Here is a 15,191-nt window from a genome sequence, read left to right as displayed (position 1 = left end):
TTAAAATAGTTATAAAATGAAACGTCTCCTTTTTTTAATTCTAATTTTAATTAGCTTCACAACTCCAAGGACACTGTTGGCCCAAACCCTTGAAGGAAATTGGTATACACCACTTCGGAATAAATTGCTACACGTTATTATTTCAACAGATTCCATTGTATTCCGAAAATGCAGCTATGATAGTCTGCGCGACTATGGCTATGCAGATAGAGCATTTAGGATCGAGAAAATCGTACATACGAATTACATCGTATCGTCTTTTACAGATAGCGTTACCAATTATTATTTATTTGGTTTTATAGTTGACACTAATAGTGGAAAAAACCATATGAATATAGAGTCTACGAACGTTGCTTTTTCAAACATAGCTGCTGCTGAAAATGCAATACCACAATTTCAGAAACAACCATTATATATCCTGTTCCTTACAAAACAACAAATCGAAAAAATTAAAGAGGGCAAAGACATTTCCACAATGACTGTAAACGACTTTAAAATATATGCAAACAAAATTGTTGAAATAGATTCAATAAATGTAGATCCTACAAATAAAAAATACAAGCTTTCATACACGTATAGTGAATCAACCAGCAGACTTGTTCTCTGCAAATATGGTTTTAATGCATTGGTTAAAGGAAATAAATTTGATGCGATGTTAGAAAAATTTTATGAGAACCCGGAAACAAAAGACCTCCTGATCAAAATGGCACAGCCAAAATAAAAAACATCAAGTCTATATTGTATTATTAAAAATAAATCCCCCATGAAAAAAACACAACTACTTTTACTTATTTCAATTTCTTTTGCTCTTTTAACCGGCTGCGAGGCAATAACAGGTAAGGAAATAGGCAGACTGACAATAAATAAAATAAGCAAGGATACCAATAACCTGATCATTAAAGACACATCCTTAGTACTTAAAAAGGATGAAAAAATTGCCTTCTGGTCTGACATGGACATGGAATATAAAGGTAATGTGTCGCTGCGATTCAAAATAGAAATTCTAAAAAACAACGAAAATGTAGGTGTTCTTACAATTGATCCAACGGACAAAAATATCACTATTGGTGAAGTAAAAACATCCTTAATGAATAAAACAAGCTGGAGCTTCACCGGAAAAAATTCAGAGTTTACCATTCCCGAAGATGCGACTTATACATTCAAAGGAATATTGATAGCATCCGACAACCCTACTCTTAAAATAAAAAAAGCAGAAATTATTCTGAAAAAATAATAGTAGCTTAGAATACAATTTATGTTTCCCAAAATACAGCTATGACCACCACTCTCAACTGGCAGCCCACGCATCTCGAAAACGATCTTGTAAAACTTGTACCACTTCGCGAATCAGACGTTGACAATTTGTTTGAAGTAGCTGCAGATCCGCTCATCTGGGAGCAACACCCAACAAAAGACCGATATAAAAAAGAAGTCTTCCAACTCTTCTTTGATGGAGCAATTGCCAGCAAAGCTGCTTTTCTGATCATTGATAAAGCAACGGATAAACTCATAGGGTCTACGCGCTATTACGATTACAAACCAGAGCAATCAAGCATTGCCGTTGGTTATACGTTTTTAAATAGATCGTATTGGGGAACTGCATACAATAAAACATCCAAGAAAATTCTGTTAGATTATGCGTTTCAATATGTAGATCAGGTATACTTTCATATCGGAGCAAACAATATCCGTTCACAAAAAGCAATCTTAACTATCGGAGCTACGAAAGTTACTGAAGTAGATTTTGATTACTACGGACAAAAGGTATTGCATTATGAATATGTTATCTTGAAGAAAGATTGGATCAAATAATGAAACATTCAGCATCATATAAGTATTATTTACGTCCTGGATATGGTTCTGAAAAACTACTGATCGAGTTCATTAGCGGTGTGGAAGAGGAAACATTCATGCTTGATCTGTTTGATGCACTAAAACATATCAAAGCAGAATTAGTAGATTTAAATGATCTATGGATGAATGATGAAGTACTGTATTCCATGCGATCTGCATTAGGTGAGTTTACATTATTCAAAGACATCTGGAACTTAGCATTTATCATGGCTGACCACAATCAGGATTGCATTAGTAAGATCAATGAATTGCTGGTTGCAGATAAACGCTTTGAAAAAATTGAAGTAAACTTTGATGATTATAAAACGATCAAGTCTTAAAATTTATTCAATATTAAAATCATTAAGTTAACATGCGCTACGTCACTCTACTTATATTACTTGGAATAAGCTGTATAACTTCTTTTGCACAAGAGACCAACCAGCGGTTAAAGCTCTCTCATATAACCGGTAATTTTTACGTCTATATTACCTATCAATCATACAACGGACAAAAAATGTCTGCAAACGGAATGTATGTGGTAACAAAAGAAGGTGTTGTATTATTTGATACACCATGGGATACGACGCAGTTTCAGCCTTTACTTGACAGCATCTATGCAAGACATCACAAAAAGATTATTGTTTGCATTGCTACACACTCTCATGAAGATCGAACTGCCGGTTTGAGTTACTACAAAAAAATCGGTATTAAAACCTACACGACAAAACAAACCGATTCGATCTGCAGAGAACGTAATGAGCCACGGGCGCAATACACGATTACGAATGATTCTGTATTTACAGTTGGTCAATATTCTTTTCAAACCTATTACGCAGGCCCCGGACATACACCGGATAATATTGTGATCTGGTTTTCAAAAGAAAAAATATTATATGGAGGCTGTTTAATAAAAAGTATTGAAGCTATAGACTTAGGTAATTTAGCAGATGCAGATGTTGAAGCCTGGCCTTCAACAATCAGAAATATTCAGGAGAATTGTAAAAATCCTACATACATCATTACCGGCCACCAGGATTGGACAAGCACAAAATCCTTAGAACATACATTAAAGTTATTAGAGGAATATAAGAAGAAAAAATAGTTGTGGTTTAACCATATTGCCAATGATAAAACTCGAACACAATTGGAAAACAAAAACATTGTCTCATTTGGAAAAACAGAAATGGAACGATTCTTCCTTTGATAGTCGCTTAATCCTAAGACTAAACCAATTACGAGATATTCCTTTAAATACTTTTACTACAGAAGATTTAAGAATTATGATTGGACAGCAGATGAGTCTACCATATTTGATTCCATTATCCATTGAAACATTATCGATCAACTTATTTGCTGAAGGCGACCTGTTTGAAGGAGATCTCTTAAAAAACGTATTGTCAATTGAAACAAAGTTCTGGAATAATAATAAAGAATATTGGTTACAAATGAATGATCTGATCAAACATGAGCGAGATAAAATTGCAAAGCTAAAATTTGACACTTCGAAATTTGAGAACAGTATATTTAAAAATTTGAAATAGGAAGTGATAATTACAAACTAAAATAAAATGATTTTACTCTTTATTATAGCGGCTTCTATGCTTCAAGTGATCTCCTATTATATATTAGATAGGTATACTATTAAAATTCCTTCTTATATAATTCTTATTATACTATTGGTTGGACATCTATTTATTTTTCCTAAATTTTTCTACCCTGAACCCAACCCGAATGGAGCAGATTGCGGCATGCCAATACTTGGTATTACGCTTGCATTTTGGCTTTTTGGAACAATAGCAGCCGTACTCTCACATTTTCTTTGGATCAAAGTTTTAAAGTAAAAATGGAATATGCATTGATGTATCAATAAACTTTCGTCTTTTTAACCTTACCTTTTTTATTGTAATACTGCCACGTTCCTACAGGCAAATCTTTTTCCATATTTCCGGTTGAAGATAAAAGGCCTTTCTTATCATACAATTTTGCAGGGCCATTTAACACACCATCCACATAGGTATATTCTTCTGTAAGCAACCCATTTGCTGAGTAAAACTTCCACAGACCATTTGGTGTACCGTTTGTGTAGCCGCCTACGGTTTTAATTTTTCCATTCTCATAATAGGTATGCCAGATGCCTTTATACATTCCATAAAAATAAACTCCGGTACGTTTTACTTGCCCGTTCTCATAATAGTACCAGGCACTATCCTGCTCCAAACCGTTCTGCCATTGCTCCTTTGCAACTAAATGATTCAAGGTATCATAATAATGTGCAAAGCCATTTAAAATACCCTCATCATATTCTTCTTTTGCAGAAAGAGCACCTGTAGGATAATAAAATTTCCACTCACCATCTTTTTCATGATCTTTCAAACCGCCCACAGCTTTTACTTTTCCATTGGGATAGCGTTCGATCATGGAATCATTCATTTGTGCAAAAACAGTGATCTGCACAAACAAACTACAAAAAATGACTAGATATTTTAATTGCTCCTGCATATTATTCCTCTTCTTCGTCTACATCAATATTTTGAATACGAACGAGTTTTCCTTGATCGTAGTATTTCCAGATGCCTGAAATCTCATCGTCTGTATACTCTCCTTCTGCTTCAAGCAACCCGGCTTCAGTATAAAAACGCCAGTGCCCTTGACGCAATCCTTCTACATATTCTCCATCACCGGATAAGATTCCATTACTATGGTAATATTTCCATTTACCATCCGGTAAACCATCTTTAAAATTCCCTTCTGCTGCAACCTTATCATTCGAATGGTAACTTTTCAAAACACCGTTGCCATCTTTGAAAGAACCTTTCGACAACTTAGAACCACGCATGGATGTGATGTCGCTTATAGATACCAAACGTCCTTTCTCATACGTCTCTTCAGACATAAGAATACCATTGCTCCAGTAATTTTTCCACTTGCCTTCTTCCAGTCCATTCACATAGACACCTTCAGAAGCAAGCTTCCCATTTGTATGATATTCTTTCCACAACCCAATCTCTTCACCCATCACAAACGAGCCTTCCATATTTATTCTGCCCGTTTCATAATAAATTTTCCAGGCACCGTCTTCATATCCTTGTACAAAATTTCCTTCCATAGAAACTTTACCATTGTCGTGATAACTTTTCCATAAACCTTCTTTCATACCATCCACATAATATCCTTGAGCTGTAACTTTTCCGGTCGGATAATAATCGACCCATAACCCATCCGGTTTACCATTCACATACGCACCTCTGGATGCAAGCGTATCGTTGTCGTAATGCTCCAGCCACTCTCCTTCCTTCTGACCATCCACATAATAGCCTTCGCTGAAAACTTTTCCGTTGGCGTGATACTCAAACCAAACACTGTCTTCTTTTCCGTTTTTATAAAATCCATAAACAGATATAACACCATCTTTTGTGAATTGTTTGTACTCACCTGTTTCAACGCCGTTCTCATAGGAAGTAGTTGCTGCAAGTGTACCTGTGTTGTAGTATTCGCGCATGATTGCTTCCTGCACGCCATTCACATAATAGATTTCGGCTTTTATAAATCCGTTCTCATAATAACTTGTTGCCAAACCATTTTCAACTCCGTTGTCAAAAGTAATGTCCATCAGCAAGGCACCTTTCGGATAATAAATATTGCGTGTACCTTTTCCATCTTTCAGAGTGCCTGCATTTAAAGCCACACCTGCTTCAGAATAAAATTCAGGAGCTTCCATCAATTTGCCTTCACTCCAGATCTCTACACTTTTCTTTGTACCGGTTTCATTTTCGTAAAAGTATGTCCAGGTACCATCCGGTTTCCCTGCTTTATAATTTCCAGAAAAGATCTTTATTGCTTTGCCTGAATACTCTTCGAACAATCCATTCTCTAAACTGTCTGCATAATGTGAAAGCGATTGTATTTTGCCTGAGGTAAAAAATTCTTTCCATTCCCCATCCATATTGCCATGCACGTACTGTCCGCTGATCTTGGTTTTACCATTTGCATGGTTCCACACAACCGTACCTTCAATTTTTCCATCTACATAAGCAGATGAATGATACAACGTACCATTCGCATAATACTCTTTCCATGCCCCCTTACGCTCACCAACAGCATATACCCCGTCGATCTTTATTTGTCCGGATGGATAATATTCTTTCCACACCCCGTCTTTTACGTCTAATTTATACGATCCATCAATCGATGGTTTTCCGTTTGAATAGAATTCTTTGTAAACTCCATTGCGCTTCCCATCTGTAAAGGTAGTCTGTACAGAGAGCTGTCCGTTGTTATAGAATTCTTTCCAGTCACCTTCTTCTTTTCCATTTACAAAATTCCCCTGCAATGAAATTTTACCGTTGGGGTGATAATTTACAACCGCGCCATTAAAAAGATTGTTGCTGAAATTTTCTTCTGCTTCTACTGTACCTGAATAATAATAGCTCTTCCACAAACCTTCACGTTTGCCATTCACTAAATTCCCTTCAGCCTTTACAACTTTTGTATTCTCATAATACTCTTTCGTTTGTTGAGCATACGCATACATACTTGAAAGAAGAATTAGAAATGCACTTACATATCGAAACATAATAGATACAGTTAGATCGGTTATTCATTAGTAAAGTACAAAAAATACATGATAATTCATTCAAGATAGAAGGTGAATTCAGTTGCAAAAAAGCGAAAGCTCTTAACCAAAACGCTCCAAGGGTTTAAACCCTTGGAGCGTGCAATATATTTTATACAATTGGGGTTATTCGTCGGACCACAAAAAAGTGGTCTGACGAATAGTGCTCTAGTGGTCAGACGGCTTTTTTGTCCTTCCGCCCACTTTTAATTAGAACTTGCTAAATTCCTAATAATGAACACACTTCTTAACATTCGATAAAGAAATACGGAGAAATATTGAAGCAGAAAAATTATGATTTTATTTGATGGATTTTTAAATCTATTATGAAATTTTTCAGTCAATTATTCCTTGTTGTTTCTCTATTACTGGTTCAACAACAGTACACTTTCGCTCAGGATTTTTCAGCTGGCGCGCGTACACGTGCATTAGGAAACACCTGCGTAGCAGATACAAATGCCTGGTCGGTTTTTGCAAACCCGGCAGGTTGTACACGCATTAAACGCTCCACTTTATTAGTCAGTGATGAACAGCTCTACGGAATTCAGGACATTAAAAGTTTTTCCGCAGCGATACTAGTTCCGTTTAAACGAAAATTCATTTTAGGAATCACTTTTCAGAAGCAAGGCTATAAATGGTTCAACGATCAGCAGATCGGTATTCATGTGGCGCACAAGATCAGTGTTTACAGCTTAGGCGCTAGTTTTATCTTATGGCAACGCGTTGCAGGTGAAACCTATCACCAACTCTATCCGCTTTTCAATATTGGCGGTACCATGTCGTTGAACAGATCCGTTCAGTTTGGATTGCATATCAGTAATTGCAGCAATACACAAAATGAAACGCAAACACTTCCTTTGTCCATACAGGGCGGCATGTTCTACAAACTTTCGGATCAGGTACTGCTTTACACCGATCTTGTGAAACAAAGCAACAGTAGTATAAGTGTGCATTCCGGACTGGAATATAAAATACATGCGCATTTTTATATTCGCAGCGGACTGCAATTAAAGCCGCTGCGGTTAAATGGCGGCGTTGGTTTTGCAAACAAATTTATCTCAATCGACTACAGCCTTAGCTATCAGTCGCCGTTGGGCTACAGGCATCAGCTTTCTGCACGATTTACGATTGCAAAAAGATCATGAAGCCGGTTCTATTTTTTTTCTTCTTCTGGTTTATTTTCAGCCTTTCTGCACAAAATGGTTTTGAAGAATCAGGTATAGTTGAAAATTTAACAGCCAATGAAGATGTTATTGAAAACAATTCTGAGGCTGCTGAAAATCTCGCCATCTTAACTAAAAATCCCCTGGACATCAATAAAATAGATGCTTCTGCCTTATTAAGTATTGGCTTTTTAAAAGAAAATCAGATCAAAGAGATTGCTGATTACGTGAACGACTACGGTCCACTGTTGAATTTACTTGAGCTGCAGACACTACCATCCATGAATGAGCAAACGTATTCCTTATTGAACACCTGCTTTAAAGTTTCATCGGGGCCGACTGAAACAAATCTCCTGCATCACCTGGTCGGGAAAGAACAAAGCATGGTATTACTCCGCTATGGTGCTGCGCCAGCCGTTGTTCCAAAAGAATGGAAAGGCAGCGGTGATAAAGCTTCGATACGCTTTCAAACAAGTATACCTAACAAAATGCGTTTCGGTCTGAGTCTTGAAAAAGATGCAGGAGAACAAATAACATGGAACGCTAAAAAAAATTACTTTGGATTTGACAACATCAATTTTTACCTGCATTATATTCCATCAAAAAAATGGAAACAGCTTACCATCGGAACACAGAATCTGCAGTTCGGACAAGGCGTATTGATGGGCGCAGGATTTTATGCAGGCAAAGGTTCTGAAACCATCACAACCCTTCGAAAGGCCGGCCGCGCTATCATACCCATTGGAAGTACAACCGAATACAACCGCTTGTTCGGGATCAGTTCAACGTATCAATTCACAAAAAAAATTTCCATTACCGGATTTTATTCCAGAACAAACCAGGACGCCGGTATTGATACCAGCGGTTTCGAACAAACATTTCAATCGATCTCCGAAACAGGTTATCACCGCACAGATGTAGAGTTAGCGAAACGCAAAGCATTGCTCGTTCAGGTAGCGGGTTTCCATGTGCGTTACGAACGCAGAAATTTTTCGATGGGTACAACATATGTACACCGCATTCTATCTGCTAACCTACAACCTGAACGGAATTATTACAATCAGTTTTATGTATCGGGAAAAGAATTTTCAGGAGCCTCCCTAGACATGCAATGGCAATTTCAAAATATGCTTTTATTCGGAGAAGCTGCAATGACAGCTTCGGGCGGAAAAGCGCTATTAATTGGTACAATGATCGCACTGCATCGCAAAGCAGATCTTTCCATTCTATACCGCAACTATGGAAAGGAATATGTAAGTCCGTTTGCACAAGCCTTTGGAGAGTCGGCGGCGGTATCTAATGAAAAGGGCTGTTATCTTGGATTGAAAGTACGACCGAAGAAAGAATGGAACATACATGCCTACGCAGATGTATTTGTTTTTCCATGGCTGAAGTATCGCATCCACACACCCAGCAGCGGTGAAGAATATTTTATTAAAGTTGAATACAAACCAACAAAGAAAACAAGTATCTATTTTCAATATCGATACGAACAAAAATCGTGGGATATAACCGGTACTTTTCTTACGTTACCGGCAATTAAAAAATTAAATATTATTTATTTCGAACATAAGATCGGTTTTGCGCTCACCTTACGTACACGCATCCAATGGGGCAGTTATGAAACCAATGATAAAATTACAACAGGTAGCTTAGTTGCGCAGGATATTATTTACAAGCAACGAAAATATCAAGTCACTTTCCGATGGATGTTTTACGATGTACAAGATTACAATGCCCGACAGTATGCATATGAACCCGATGTTCCCTATAGTTTCTACATTCCGGCATATAATGGAAAAGCAATGCATCCATTCATCATCATCAAATACAATCTCTTTAACAATATGGATTTGTGGTTTAAAATCGGCTTAACAAAACCATTAGCACAGCTGGATATTGCGGTATCTAAAACAATTTATTCAGGTACTTGGCAAGTACGGTGGACATTTTAAATGTTTTATGTAATATGTTTTATGTTTTAAGAAAATGAATAGTAGTGTACCTTTTCTTAAAACTTATTACTTAGAACGTAAAACTTTTTGGAATTTCACATCAGTTCTTCGTACTTGCAACAGAAATCACCAACACATGTCTATCAACACCTATTACGATCTGTTAGAGATACCTCAGAATGCTACTATCGAGCAGATTCGGAAAGCGTATAGAAAAAAGGCAAAACAATATCACCCCGATACGAGTGGGCAATCAAATGCGCACATGCATTTTTTAATTCTCCGTCAGGCTTACGAAATCTTGATCGATGCAAACAAGCGCCATTTATACGACATGGCTATGATCTCAAATTCTGAACATCTTTTAACCTATGGACAATGGAAAGAAATTGAACGCAGAAAAATTGAGGAATTGGAAGAAAAAGCATTCCAGGATTTTTTAAAACGTAAAGAAGCATTTCAACAATCCAAATACTTTAAACCGGCCAAAGCGCTTTTACTTTTAGCCCCATTTGTGTTCTATCTTTTTGGGATCGGCATTCTGTTTAGTTGCTTGTGGCTTATGTGGACATATCACCTGATGTTCTTTTTTATATTTCTCCCGTTTATCTGTCTTGCCGTTTTTTTACTTCTTGCGACTCCGAAGTGGCTTCGTGAGGCAAAAAGATATTTCTAATATTTTTAGTATTTACTATTATTTTTAGTATTTTTGAATCAACAACTACTTTAAATAGGAAATGAAACCTACAAGGTTTTATCTCAATTACCTCCTGCTAATTTGTTAAGCTGCGATACAACTTAAAAAACCTTGGAGGTTTATTAGCATCATAATATTTCTATGGAAGAAAACTCCGACTTCATCAAAGGCCGTGGTGCGCAAATGCAAGCCAAAAGCCGCTTTCATGCACAGGAAATTGTTCAGGATCATATTGAAGGGATTGATGAATATACCGACATCAATACACCAACACAGTATTTTTATGAAAATGCAAAACAGATCGTAAACAAGGTTGAAAGTGGAGATGTAGGTGCTGCGTATTCTATGAATCCGTATCAAGGCTGCGAGCATGGCTGCATTTACTGCTATGCCCGAAACTCCCATGAATACTGGGGTTACAATGCTGGGATGGATTTTGAAAAGAAGATCATTGTAAAACGGAATGCAGCAAGTGTGTTGGCTAAAACTTTTGAGAAACCAAATTGGGAAGTGCTACCCATTATGTTTTCAGGCAACACAGATTGTTATCAACCGATCGAACGCAAGCTGCAGATCACGCGAAACATGCTGCAGGTAGTGGCACGTTATAAACATCCGATTAGCATGATCACAAAAAATCATTTGATCACACGTGATATTGATATTCTGAAAGAACTTGCTGCACAGCATCTGGCGCATGTGAGCATTTCCATTACTTCAGCCCGAGATGAGATCAGACAAAAATTAGAACCGCGAGCTTCAGCCATTTCACAACGTTTAAAAACAGTAGAGGCTTTAGCGAAAGAAAATATTCCGGTGAATGTGATGATCGCTCCCATCATTCCCGGTATCAATCATCATGAGATTCCGCAGATCATGAAACAGATCGCAGATGCCGGTGCCTCCTCTGCAGCCTATACCATAGTGCGTTTGAATGGTTCAATTGGTATTGTCTTTGAAGATTGGGTGCGCAAAGCATATCCCGACAGAGCTGATAAAATATTGAATCAGATTAAAGAGTGCCATGGCGGTACACTAAATGACAGCAGATTCGGAACACGCATGCGTGGTGAAGGAAACATCGCTACGATCATACGGGATCTGTTTATGGTATCCAAGAAAAAGTATTTAGCAGGAAGAGAATTCCCTAAACTGCGTACGGATCTGTTTGTTCGCAGCAACAAAGGACAACTCGGATTGTTCTGAATTTTTAATTCATTTAAAAATCAAACAGGAAAACCATACCATTTAATTGAACACAGTTGTTACATAAAACACCGATTTTTTTATAACATATATATTCAATGGAATTTCAATGGAAATAATGTAATTCCATTAGTTGAAATTTATGTTATGTTTACCAAGAGGTTAACCAGCTATTAATCTTATCTATTCCCCTGCTTTAGCTTAATTGATTGCCTAGGGATCTTATTGACTTGTGCAATACGGTCCATAGATCATTTTATTTAATAGCAAATGGAAAGTACAGATACAAACATATACAAAAGACTATCTGAATGTAAATCGATTCAGAATATGCGCGTATCATTTTTTACTTTAGAAGTAAAATACGTATTCAAATATATTTTTTGTATTGTTATTTTATTAAATGCAAAAGTTGCAGCTGCAACCATTACCGTTCATTCTATTGCAACAACAATAAGCAGCTGTAGTAATAACGGTACAGCAACAATCGTTGCAACAAGCAGCAAACCCAATCCGTCTTTATTTTATGAAATTGTTTCAGGTCCTACTACTGCGGCTATACAAACCGTTCCTGTTTTCTCATCCTTATTTCCCGGCACCTATACTGTGCGTATATATGATATAGATTTTGTATACAGAGAACAACAGTTTACGATTACAGGAAATTATAAATTGCCTGATATCAATCTGCAAATCACAGCCCCCTTTTGCTTGGGTAGTGCAAATGGAAAGATAGTTGGCAGCGTTTTACCCGGAAAAGGAAAGGCTCCTTTTACCTGGGACTTAACTTCACCTGCTTCTTCCATCATCACACAAACAACGAATGTATTTAACAATCTTTCCGCAGGAAACTATGTCATTAAATTAACCGATGCATGTGGAAATTATCAAACCCGGACAGCTATTATTTTAGACAGAGGTACAGGCTTATCACATACATATAATGGGGTGCCTACAATAACTAAAATCGGGTGTGATAGTATGTTGTATAACATGGATGTAAAAATATTAAAAGACAGATCCAGATATCCCCTTACACTAACACTTACCAGAGGTGATGGCAGCAGTACAGTAAAAACCGTTTACCCTATACCGGTTGATACAATAAATTATGAACCTGCACTTTATGTAATCCGGGATACAATACTTAATATATCCTACAATGACTACCTGCATGGATGTCTCAAAGATGTTTGCGGTTATGAAATTTGTGCAACAAAAGATTCTATTGCCCCTTTTGATTTTGATGTAGCATTCAACACAAGCTATTTTGCATGTGGTTATAATCTCACCGGACATGCAGTATATAATTCCATTTCAGGAAAGCCCTTTATGAACACTGCTTTCCGTTCTCCGTTGTCGGTTACACTACGCGATGTTTCAACAAATGCCTTAGTTGATTCTGCAGGTTGTAACAATAGTTTTTGTTCCCTTTATTTTTCAAATGGAATTACCAGTAACACGTATATATTACGAATTACAGATGGTTGTGGTCAAGTATTTCAACGGAATATTCAATGGCCTGCACCCATCATTGATCCTGCAAGCGTTGGTGTCTCAATTGGAAAGGGTTGTTTGGATTCAACATCTGTAGCAAATTTCAATCTTAAAAATTTTGGCGCACCGGTTACTATACAGATTCTATCAGGTCCATCAAAAGTTGAAAGTACAAAACCGGGCTATCGTTTTTCCTATCCAATTACTTATCCTAAAACTTTTTTTGCGAATAGTGCCAATGGATATTCTATTAAAAATATGGCTGCCGGAACATATAGCTATAAAGTTACTGATACCTGCGGAACAATTGTAAACGGTTCATTTATCATACCGTCTTCAAATTTAAATAGCATGTCTTATACATATACATTAACAAAAGGATGTGCAGGAAATAATGTTCTAAAATTCAATGCAACAAACTCCAATGCTACAGGAATTGTTATTACAAATGTCTCTACAAATACGGATCTTTATAAACGAGCAGGTGTGGTGATCCCGGATTCCATCACATCTTTACAAGCCGGAAAATATCTTTTAAAAATTACGTATGGAACAACATCCAATGCAAGCATAACCGATGGTCCAACCAGCTGCGCAGTATTAACAGATACAATTCGTATTAAAGAAAAAGCAAGTAATTCAAATTTCCAATCCCACACTTCCATTTTATGTAATAATATCAATTATGTAGAGATCCATGCAGATAGCACATTTGGAATTCCTCCATACCAATATGAAATAAATAACGGACCAACAACATTTCCATTACAAAGCAGAAATGTGTTTCAACTACCAACCTATGGAGAATATTCTATTCGAATAAGAGATGCGTGCGGCAATAGCAATGCAAAACAAATTTCTGTTGATTCAGCAAAATTTGCGCCCATCTTAAGAATTGGAGCAACCTGCAGAGGAAATAGAATTGTCTTAAAAGCAATTACTTCTACTTTTTTTGAATACGATTGGAAGCGCCCGAATGGCAGTATATACACCGGGGATTCTCTTATTATAAATGCTTTTTCTCCTGCAGATACGGGACTGTATATAATTGAAAAAAGAGTAAATATTAACGGATGTGTAGATACATTTCAATCAAGCTACCACCTTAAGCTACCCGATGTTTACCGACAAACAATTACATTTTGTGAAGGAAATTCCTTAACCATAGGAACGAAGATTTTTACAACATCCGGCGTGTATACCGACACCTTACAAAATCAGGAAGGTTGTGACAGCATTCGTATCATTACATTAACCATGCTGCCTAAAAAAATAGATACAGCGAATGTTCGTATCTGCAATGGAGAACATATTATTTTGGGCGGGAATACATACAATCAACCTGGATTATATAAAGATTCTATTCAGAATGCATATGGATGCTATGAGATAACAGTAACAAAGTTGGAAGTGAACGGATATCCAGATACCATTCAAACAGCTATATGCGAAGGAACATATTTTTCAATAGCAGATCATACGTACACCCTAACCGGATTTTATACCGATACATTGCGTTCTTCCTTCGGATGCGACAGTGTTATTGTTACAGATCTCATAGTACTTCCAATTAAGCGCACTACGATAAATCGATCTATTTGCACAGGTCAAAGTATAACGATTGGTGTACATACCTATAATCAAACCGGTATCTACCGCGATACACTTTCAACCAGTACGTGTGACAGCATTGTAACATTGAACCTTACAGTGCTGAAGCCATTTGACGTTATATCTGTACACGATACCGCATATTGTTTTGACGAAGGAGTTTTAACGCTTACTGCCAATACTGCTCAGTCTTTCATTTGGATGCCATCAAAAGAAACAACTCAAAGCATTGAAATTACACAAGCTGGTACGTATAGTGTAACAGCTACAGATATCAATCAATGTTCTTATACCGAACAGATAAACGTAACAGAATTTTGCGAAACAAAGATTTTTGTTCCAACCGGATTTACACCTAATAATGACGGTCTGCATGATGATGTAGAAATTTTCGGAAAACATTTTACCGATTTTAAAATCACCATATTTAATCGCTGGGGAGAAATTGTTTTCATTTCAACAGACAGAGATATAAGATGGGACGGCACATACAGAGGTGAATTAATGCCTTCGGGAAGTTATCCATGGATCATTAGCTATACAAGTACACTTGATCCGGAACACAAGGAGCATGTGATAAAGGGCAGTATTACATTGGTACGTTAATTCAATGA

At 36.9% G+C, this 15,191-nt stretch carries 14 protein-coding genes; 12 read left to right on the top strand and 2 right to left on the bottom strand.

The features are described 5' to 3' along the window. The first annotated feature begins 16 nt into the window (after positions 1 to 16). From A3EE_RS0111635 to A3EE_RS0111605, 7 genes are read left to right on the top strand one after another with little or no spacing between them, the layout of a single operon-like run. The gene (locus A3EE_RS0111635; RefSeq protein ID WP_157446995.1) at positions 17 to 721 is read left to right on the top strand and encodes a hypothetical protein; all 705 of its coding nucleotides are present in this window, start codon (positions 17 to 19) and stop codon (positions 719 to 721) included. Positions 722 to 763: 42 nt separating this feature from the next. After that, positions 764 to 1,234, top strand: a complete 471-nt coding sequence (locus A3EE_RS0111630; RefSeq protein WP_018343620.1) for a PA14 domain-containing protein — start codon at positions 764 to 766, stop codon at positions 1,232 to 1,234. Positions 1,235 to 1,275: 41 nt separating this feature from the next. Beyond that, entirely contained in the window at positions 1,276 to 1,812 is a 537-nt protein-coding gene (locus A3EE_RS0111625; RefSeq protein WP_018343619.1) for a GNAT family N-acetyltransferase, read from the top strand. Next, a complete protein-coding gene (locus tag A3EE_RS0111620) occupies positions 1,812 to 2,174 on the top strand; it encodes a hypothetical protein (protein ID WP_018343618.1) in 363 nt (120 codons plus the stop codon). Before A3EE_RS0111625 ends, A3EE_RS0111620 begins: the two co-directional genes overlap by 1 nt. 32 nt (positions 2,175 to 2,206) lie before the next feature. Then, positions 2,207 to 2,938 carry a BlaB/IND/MUS family subclass B1 metallo-beta-lactamase gene (bla, locus tag A3EE_RS0111615; protein ID WP_026209740.1) on the top strand — a complete coding sequence of 244 codons (732 nt, stop codon included), beginning with the start codon at positions 2,207 to 2,209 and terminating at the stop codon, positions 2,936 to 2,938. Between the two features lie 22 nt (positions 2,939 to 2,960). Then, complete coding sequence (locus tag A3EE_RS20435; RefSeq protein ID WP_018343616.1) at positions 2,961 to 3,377, top strand: contact-dependent growth inhibition system immunity protein; 417 nt, start codon at positions 2,961 to 2,963, stop codon at positions 3,375 to 3,377. 27 nt (positions 3,378 to 3,404) lie between these two features. Then, entirely contained in the window at positions 3,405 to 3,677 is a 273-nt protein-coding gene (locus tag A3EE_RS0111605; RefSeq protein WP_018343615.1) for a hypothetical protein, read from the top strand. A gap of 22 nt (positions 3,678 to 3,699) precedes the next feature. On the opposite strand, the gene A3EE_RS0111600 is transcribed toward A3EE_RS0111605, so the two are convergent. Together A3EE_RS0111600 and A3EE_RS0111595 are read right to left on the bottom strand one after the other, a co-directional pair. Beyond that, positions 3,700 to 4,335 (bottom strand): toxin-antitoxin system YwqK family antitoxin, encoded by a 636-nt coding sequence (locus A3EE_RS0111600; protein WP_245553834.1) that lies wholly within the window; start codon positions 4,333 to 4,335, stop codon positions 3,700 to 3,702. A gap of 1 nt (position 4,336) precedes the next feature. After that, positions 4,337 to 6,409, bottom strand: a complete 2,073-nt coding sequence (locus A3EE_RS0111595) for a toxin-antitoxin system YwqK family antitoxin (protein WP_033417869.1) — start codon at positions 6,407 to 6,409, stop codon at positions 4,337 to 4,339. Positions 6,410 to 6,774: 365 nt separating this feature from the next. On the opposite strand from A3EE_RS0111595, the gene A3EE_RS0111590 reads away from it, so the two are divergent. The 5 genes from A3EE_RS0111590 (at position 6,775) to A3EE_RS0111570 (ending at position 15,183) form a co-directional block, all read left to right on the top strand. Further along, positions 6,775 to 7,593 (top strand): hypothetical protein, encoded by an 819-nt coding sequence (locus A3EE_RS0111590; protein WP_018343612.1) that lies wholly within the window; start codon positions 6,775 to 6,777, stop codon positions 7,591 to 7,593. Next, entirely contained in the window at positions 7,590 to 9,566 is a 1,977-nt protein-coding gene (locus A3EE_RS0111585; RefSeq protein ID WP_018343611.1) for a hypothetical protein, read from the top strand. Before A3EE_RS0111590 ends, A3EE_RS0111585 begins: the two co-directional genes overlap by 4 nt. A 136-nt stretch (positions 9,567 to 9,702) precedes the next feature. After that, entirely contained in the window at positions 9,703 to 10,242 is a 540-nt protein-coding gene (locus tag A3EE_RS21360; RefSeq protein ID WP_157446994.1) for a J domain-containing protein, read from the top strand. Positions 10,243 to 10,404: 162 nt separating this feature from the next. Next, positions 10,405 to 11,469 carry a PA0069 family radical SAM protein gene (locus tag A3EE_RS0111575; protein WP_018343610.1) on the top strand — a complete coding sequence of 355 codons (1,065 nt, stop codon included), beginning with the start codon at positions 10,405 to 10,407 and terminating at the stop codon, positions 11,467 to 11,469. A 330-nt stretch (positions 11,470 to 11,799) separates the two neighbouring features. Then, the gene (locus A3EE_RS0111570) at positions 11,800 to 15,183 is read left to right on the top strand and encodes a T9SS type B sorting domain-containing protein (protein ID WP_033417902.1); all 3,384 of its coding nucleotides are present in this window, start codon (positions 11,800 to 11,802) and stop codon (positions 15,181 to 15,183) included. The last annotated feature ends 8 nt before the right edge of the window (positions 15,184 to 15,191 follow it).

The sequence above is a fragment of the Cytophaga aurantiaca DSM 3654 genome (assembly GCF_000379725.1).
Lineage (GTDB): Bacteria > Bacteroidota > Bacteroidia > Cytophagales > Cytophagaceae > Cytophaga > Cytophaga aurantiaca.
The sequence above is the reverse complement of the archived record's forward strand: the minus strand, read 5'-3'. Positions and strand labels throughout refer to the sequence as shown.

Bases quoted from the DNA above. Each gene is read 5' to 3' on its own strand.
- A3EE_RS0111575 (WP_018343610.1), top strand. From the start codon at position 10,405: ATGGAAGAAAACTCCGACTTCATCAAAGGCCGTGGTGCGCAAATGCAA.
- A3EE_RS0111570 (WP_033417902.1), top strand. From the start codon at position 11,800: ATGCGCGTATCATTTTTTACTTTAGAAGTAAAATACGTATTCAAATAT.
- A3EE_RS0111600 (WP_245553834.1), bottom strand. From the start codon at position 4,335: ATGCAGGAGCAATTAAAATATCTAGTCATTTTTTGTAGTTTGTTTGTG.
- A3EE_RS0111595 (WP_033417869.1), bottom strand. From the start codon at position 6,409: ATGTTTCGATATGTAAGTGCATTTCTAATTCTTCTTTCAAGTATGTAT.
- bla (WP_026209740.1), top strand. From the start codon at position 2,207: ATGCGCTACGTCACTCTACTTATATTACTTGGAATAAGCTGTATAACT.
- A3EE_RS0111635 (WP_157446995.1), top strand. From the start codon at position 17: ATGAAACGTCTCCTTTTTTTAATTCTAATTTTAATTAGCTTCACAACT.
- A3EE_RS0111605 (WP_018343615.1), top strand. From the start codon at position 3,405: ATGATTTTACTCTTTATTATAGCGGCTTCTATGCTTCAAGTGATCTCC.
- A3EE_RS0111590 (WP_018343612.1), top strand. From the start codon at position 6,775: ATGAAATTTTTCAGTCAATTATTCCTTGTTGTTTCTCTATTACTGGTT.
- A3EE_RS0111585 (WP_018343611.1), top strand. From the start codon at position 7,590: ATGAAGCCGGTTCTATTTTTTTTCTTCTTCTGGTTTATTTTCAGCCTT.
- A3EE_RS21360 (WP_157446994.1), top strand. From the start codon at position 9,703: ATGTCTATCAACACCTATTACGATCTGTTAGAGATACCTCAGAATGCT.
- A3EE_RS0111630 (WP_018343620.1), top strand. From the start codon at position 764: ATGAAAAAAACACAACTACTTTTACTTATTTCAATTTCTTTTGCTCTT.
- A3EE_RS20435 (WP_018343616.1), top strand. From the start codon at position 2,961: ATGATAAAACTCGAACACAATTGGAAAACAAAAACATTGTCTCATTTG.
- A3EE_RS0111625 (WP_018343619.1), top strand. From the start codon at position 1,276: ATGACCACCACTCTCAACTGGCAGCCCACGCATCTCGAAAACGATCTT.
- A3EE_RS0111620 (WP_018343618.1), top strand. From the start codon at position 1,812: ATGAAACATTCAGCATCATATAAGTATTATTTACGTCCTGGATATGGT.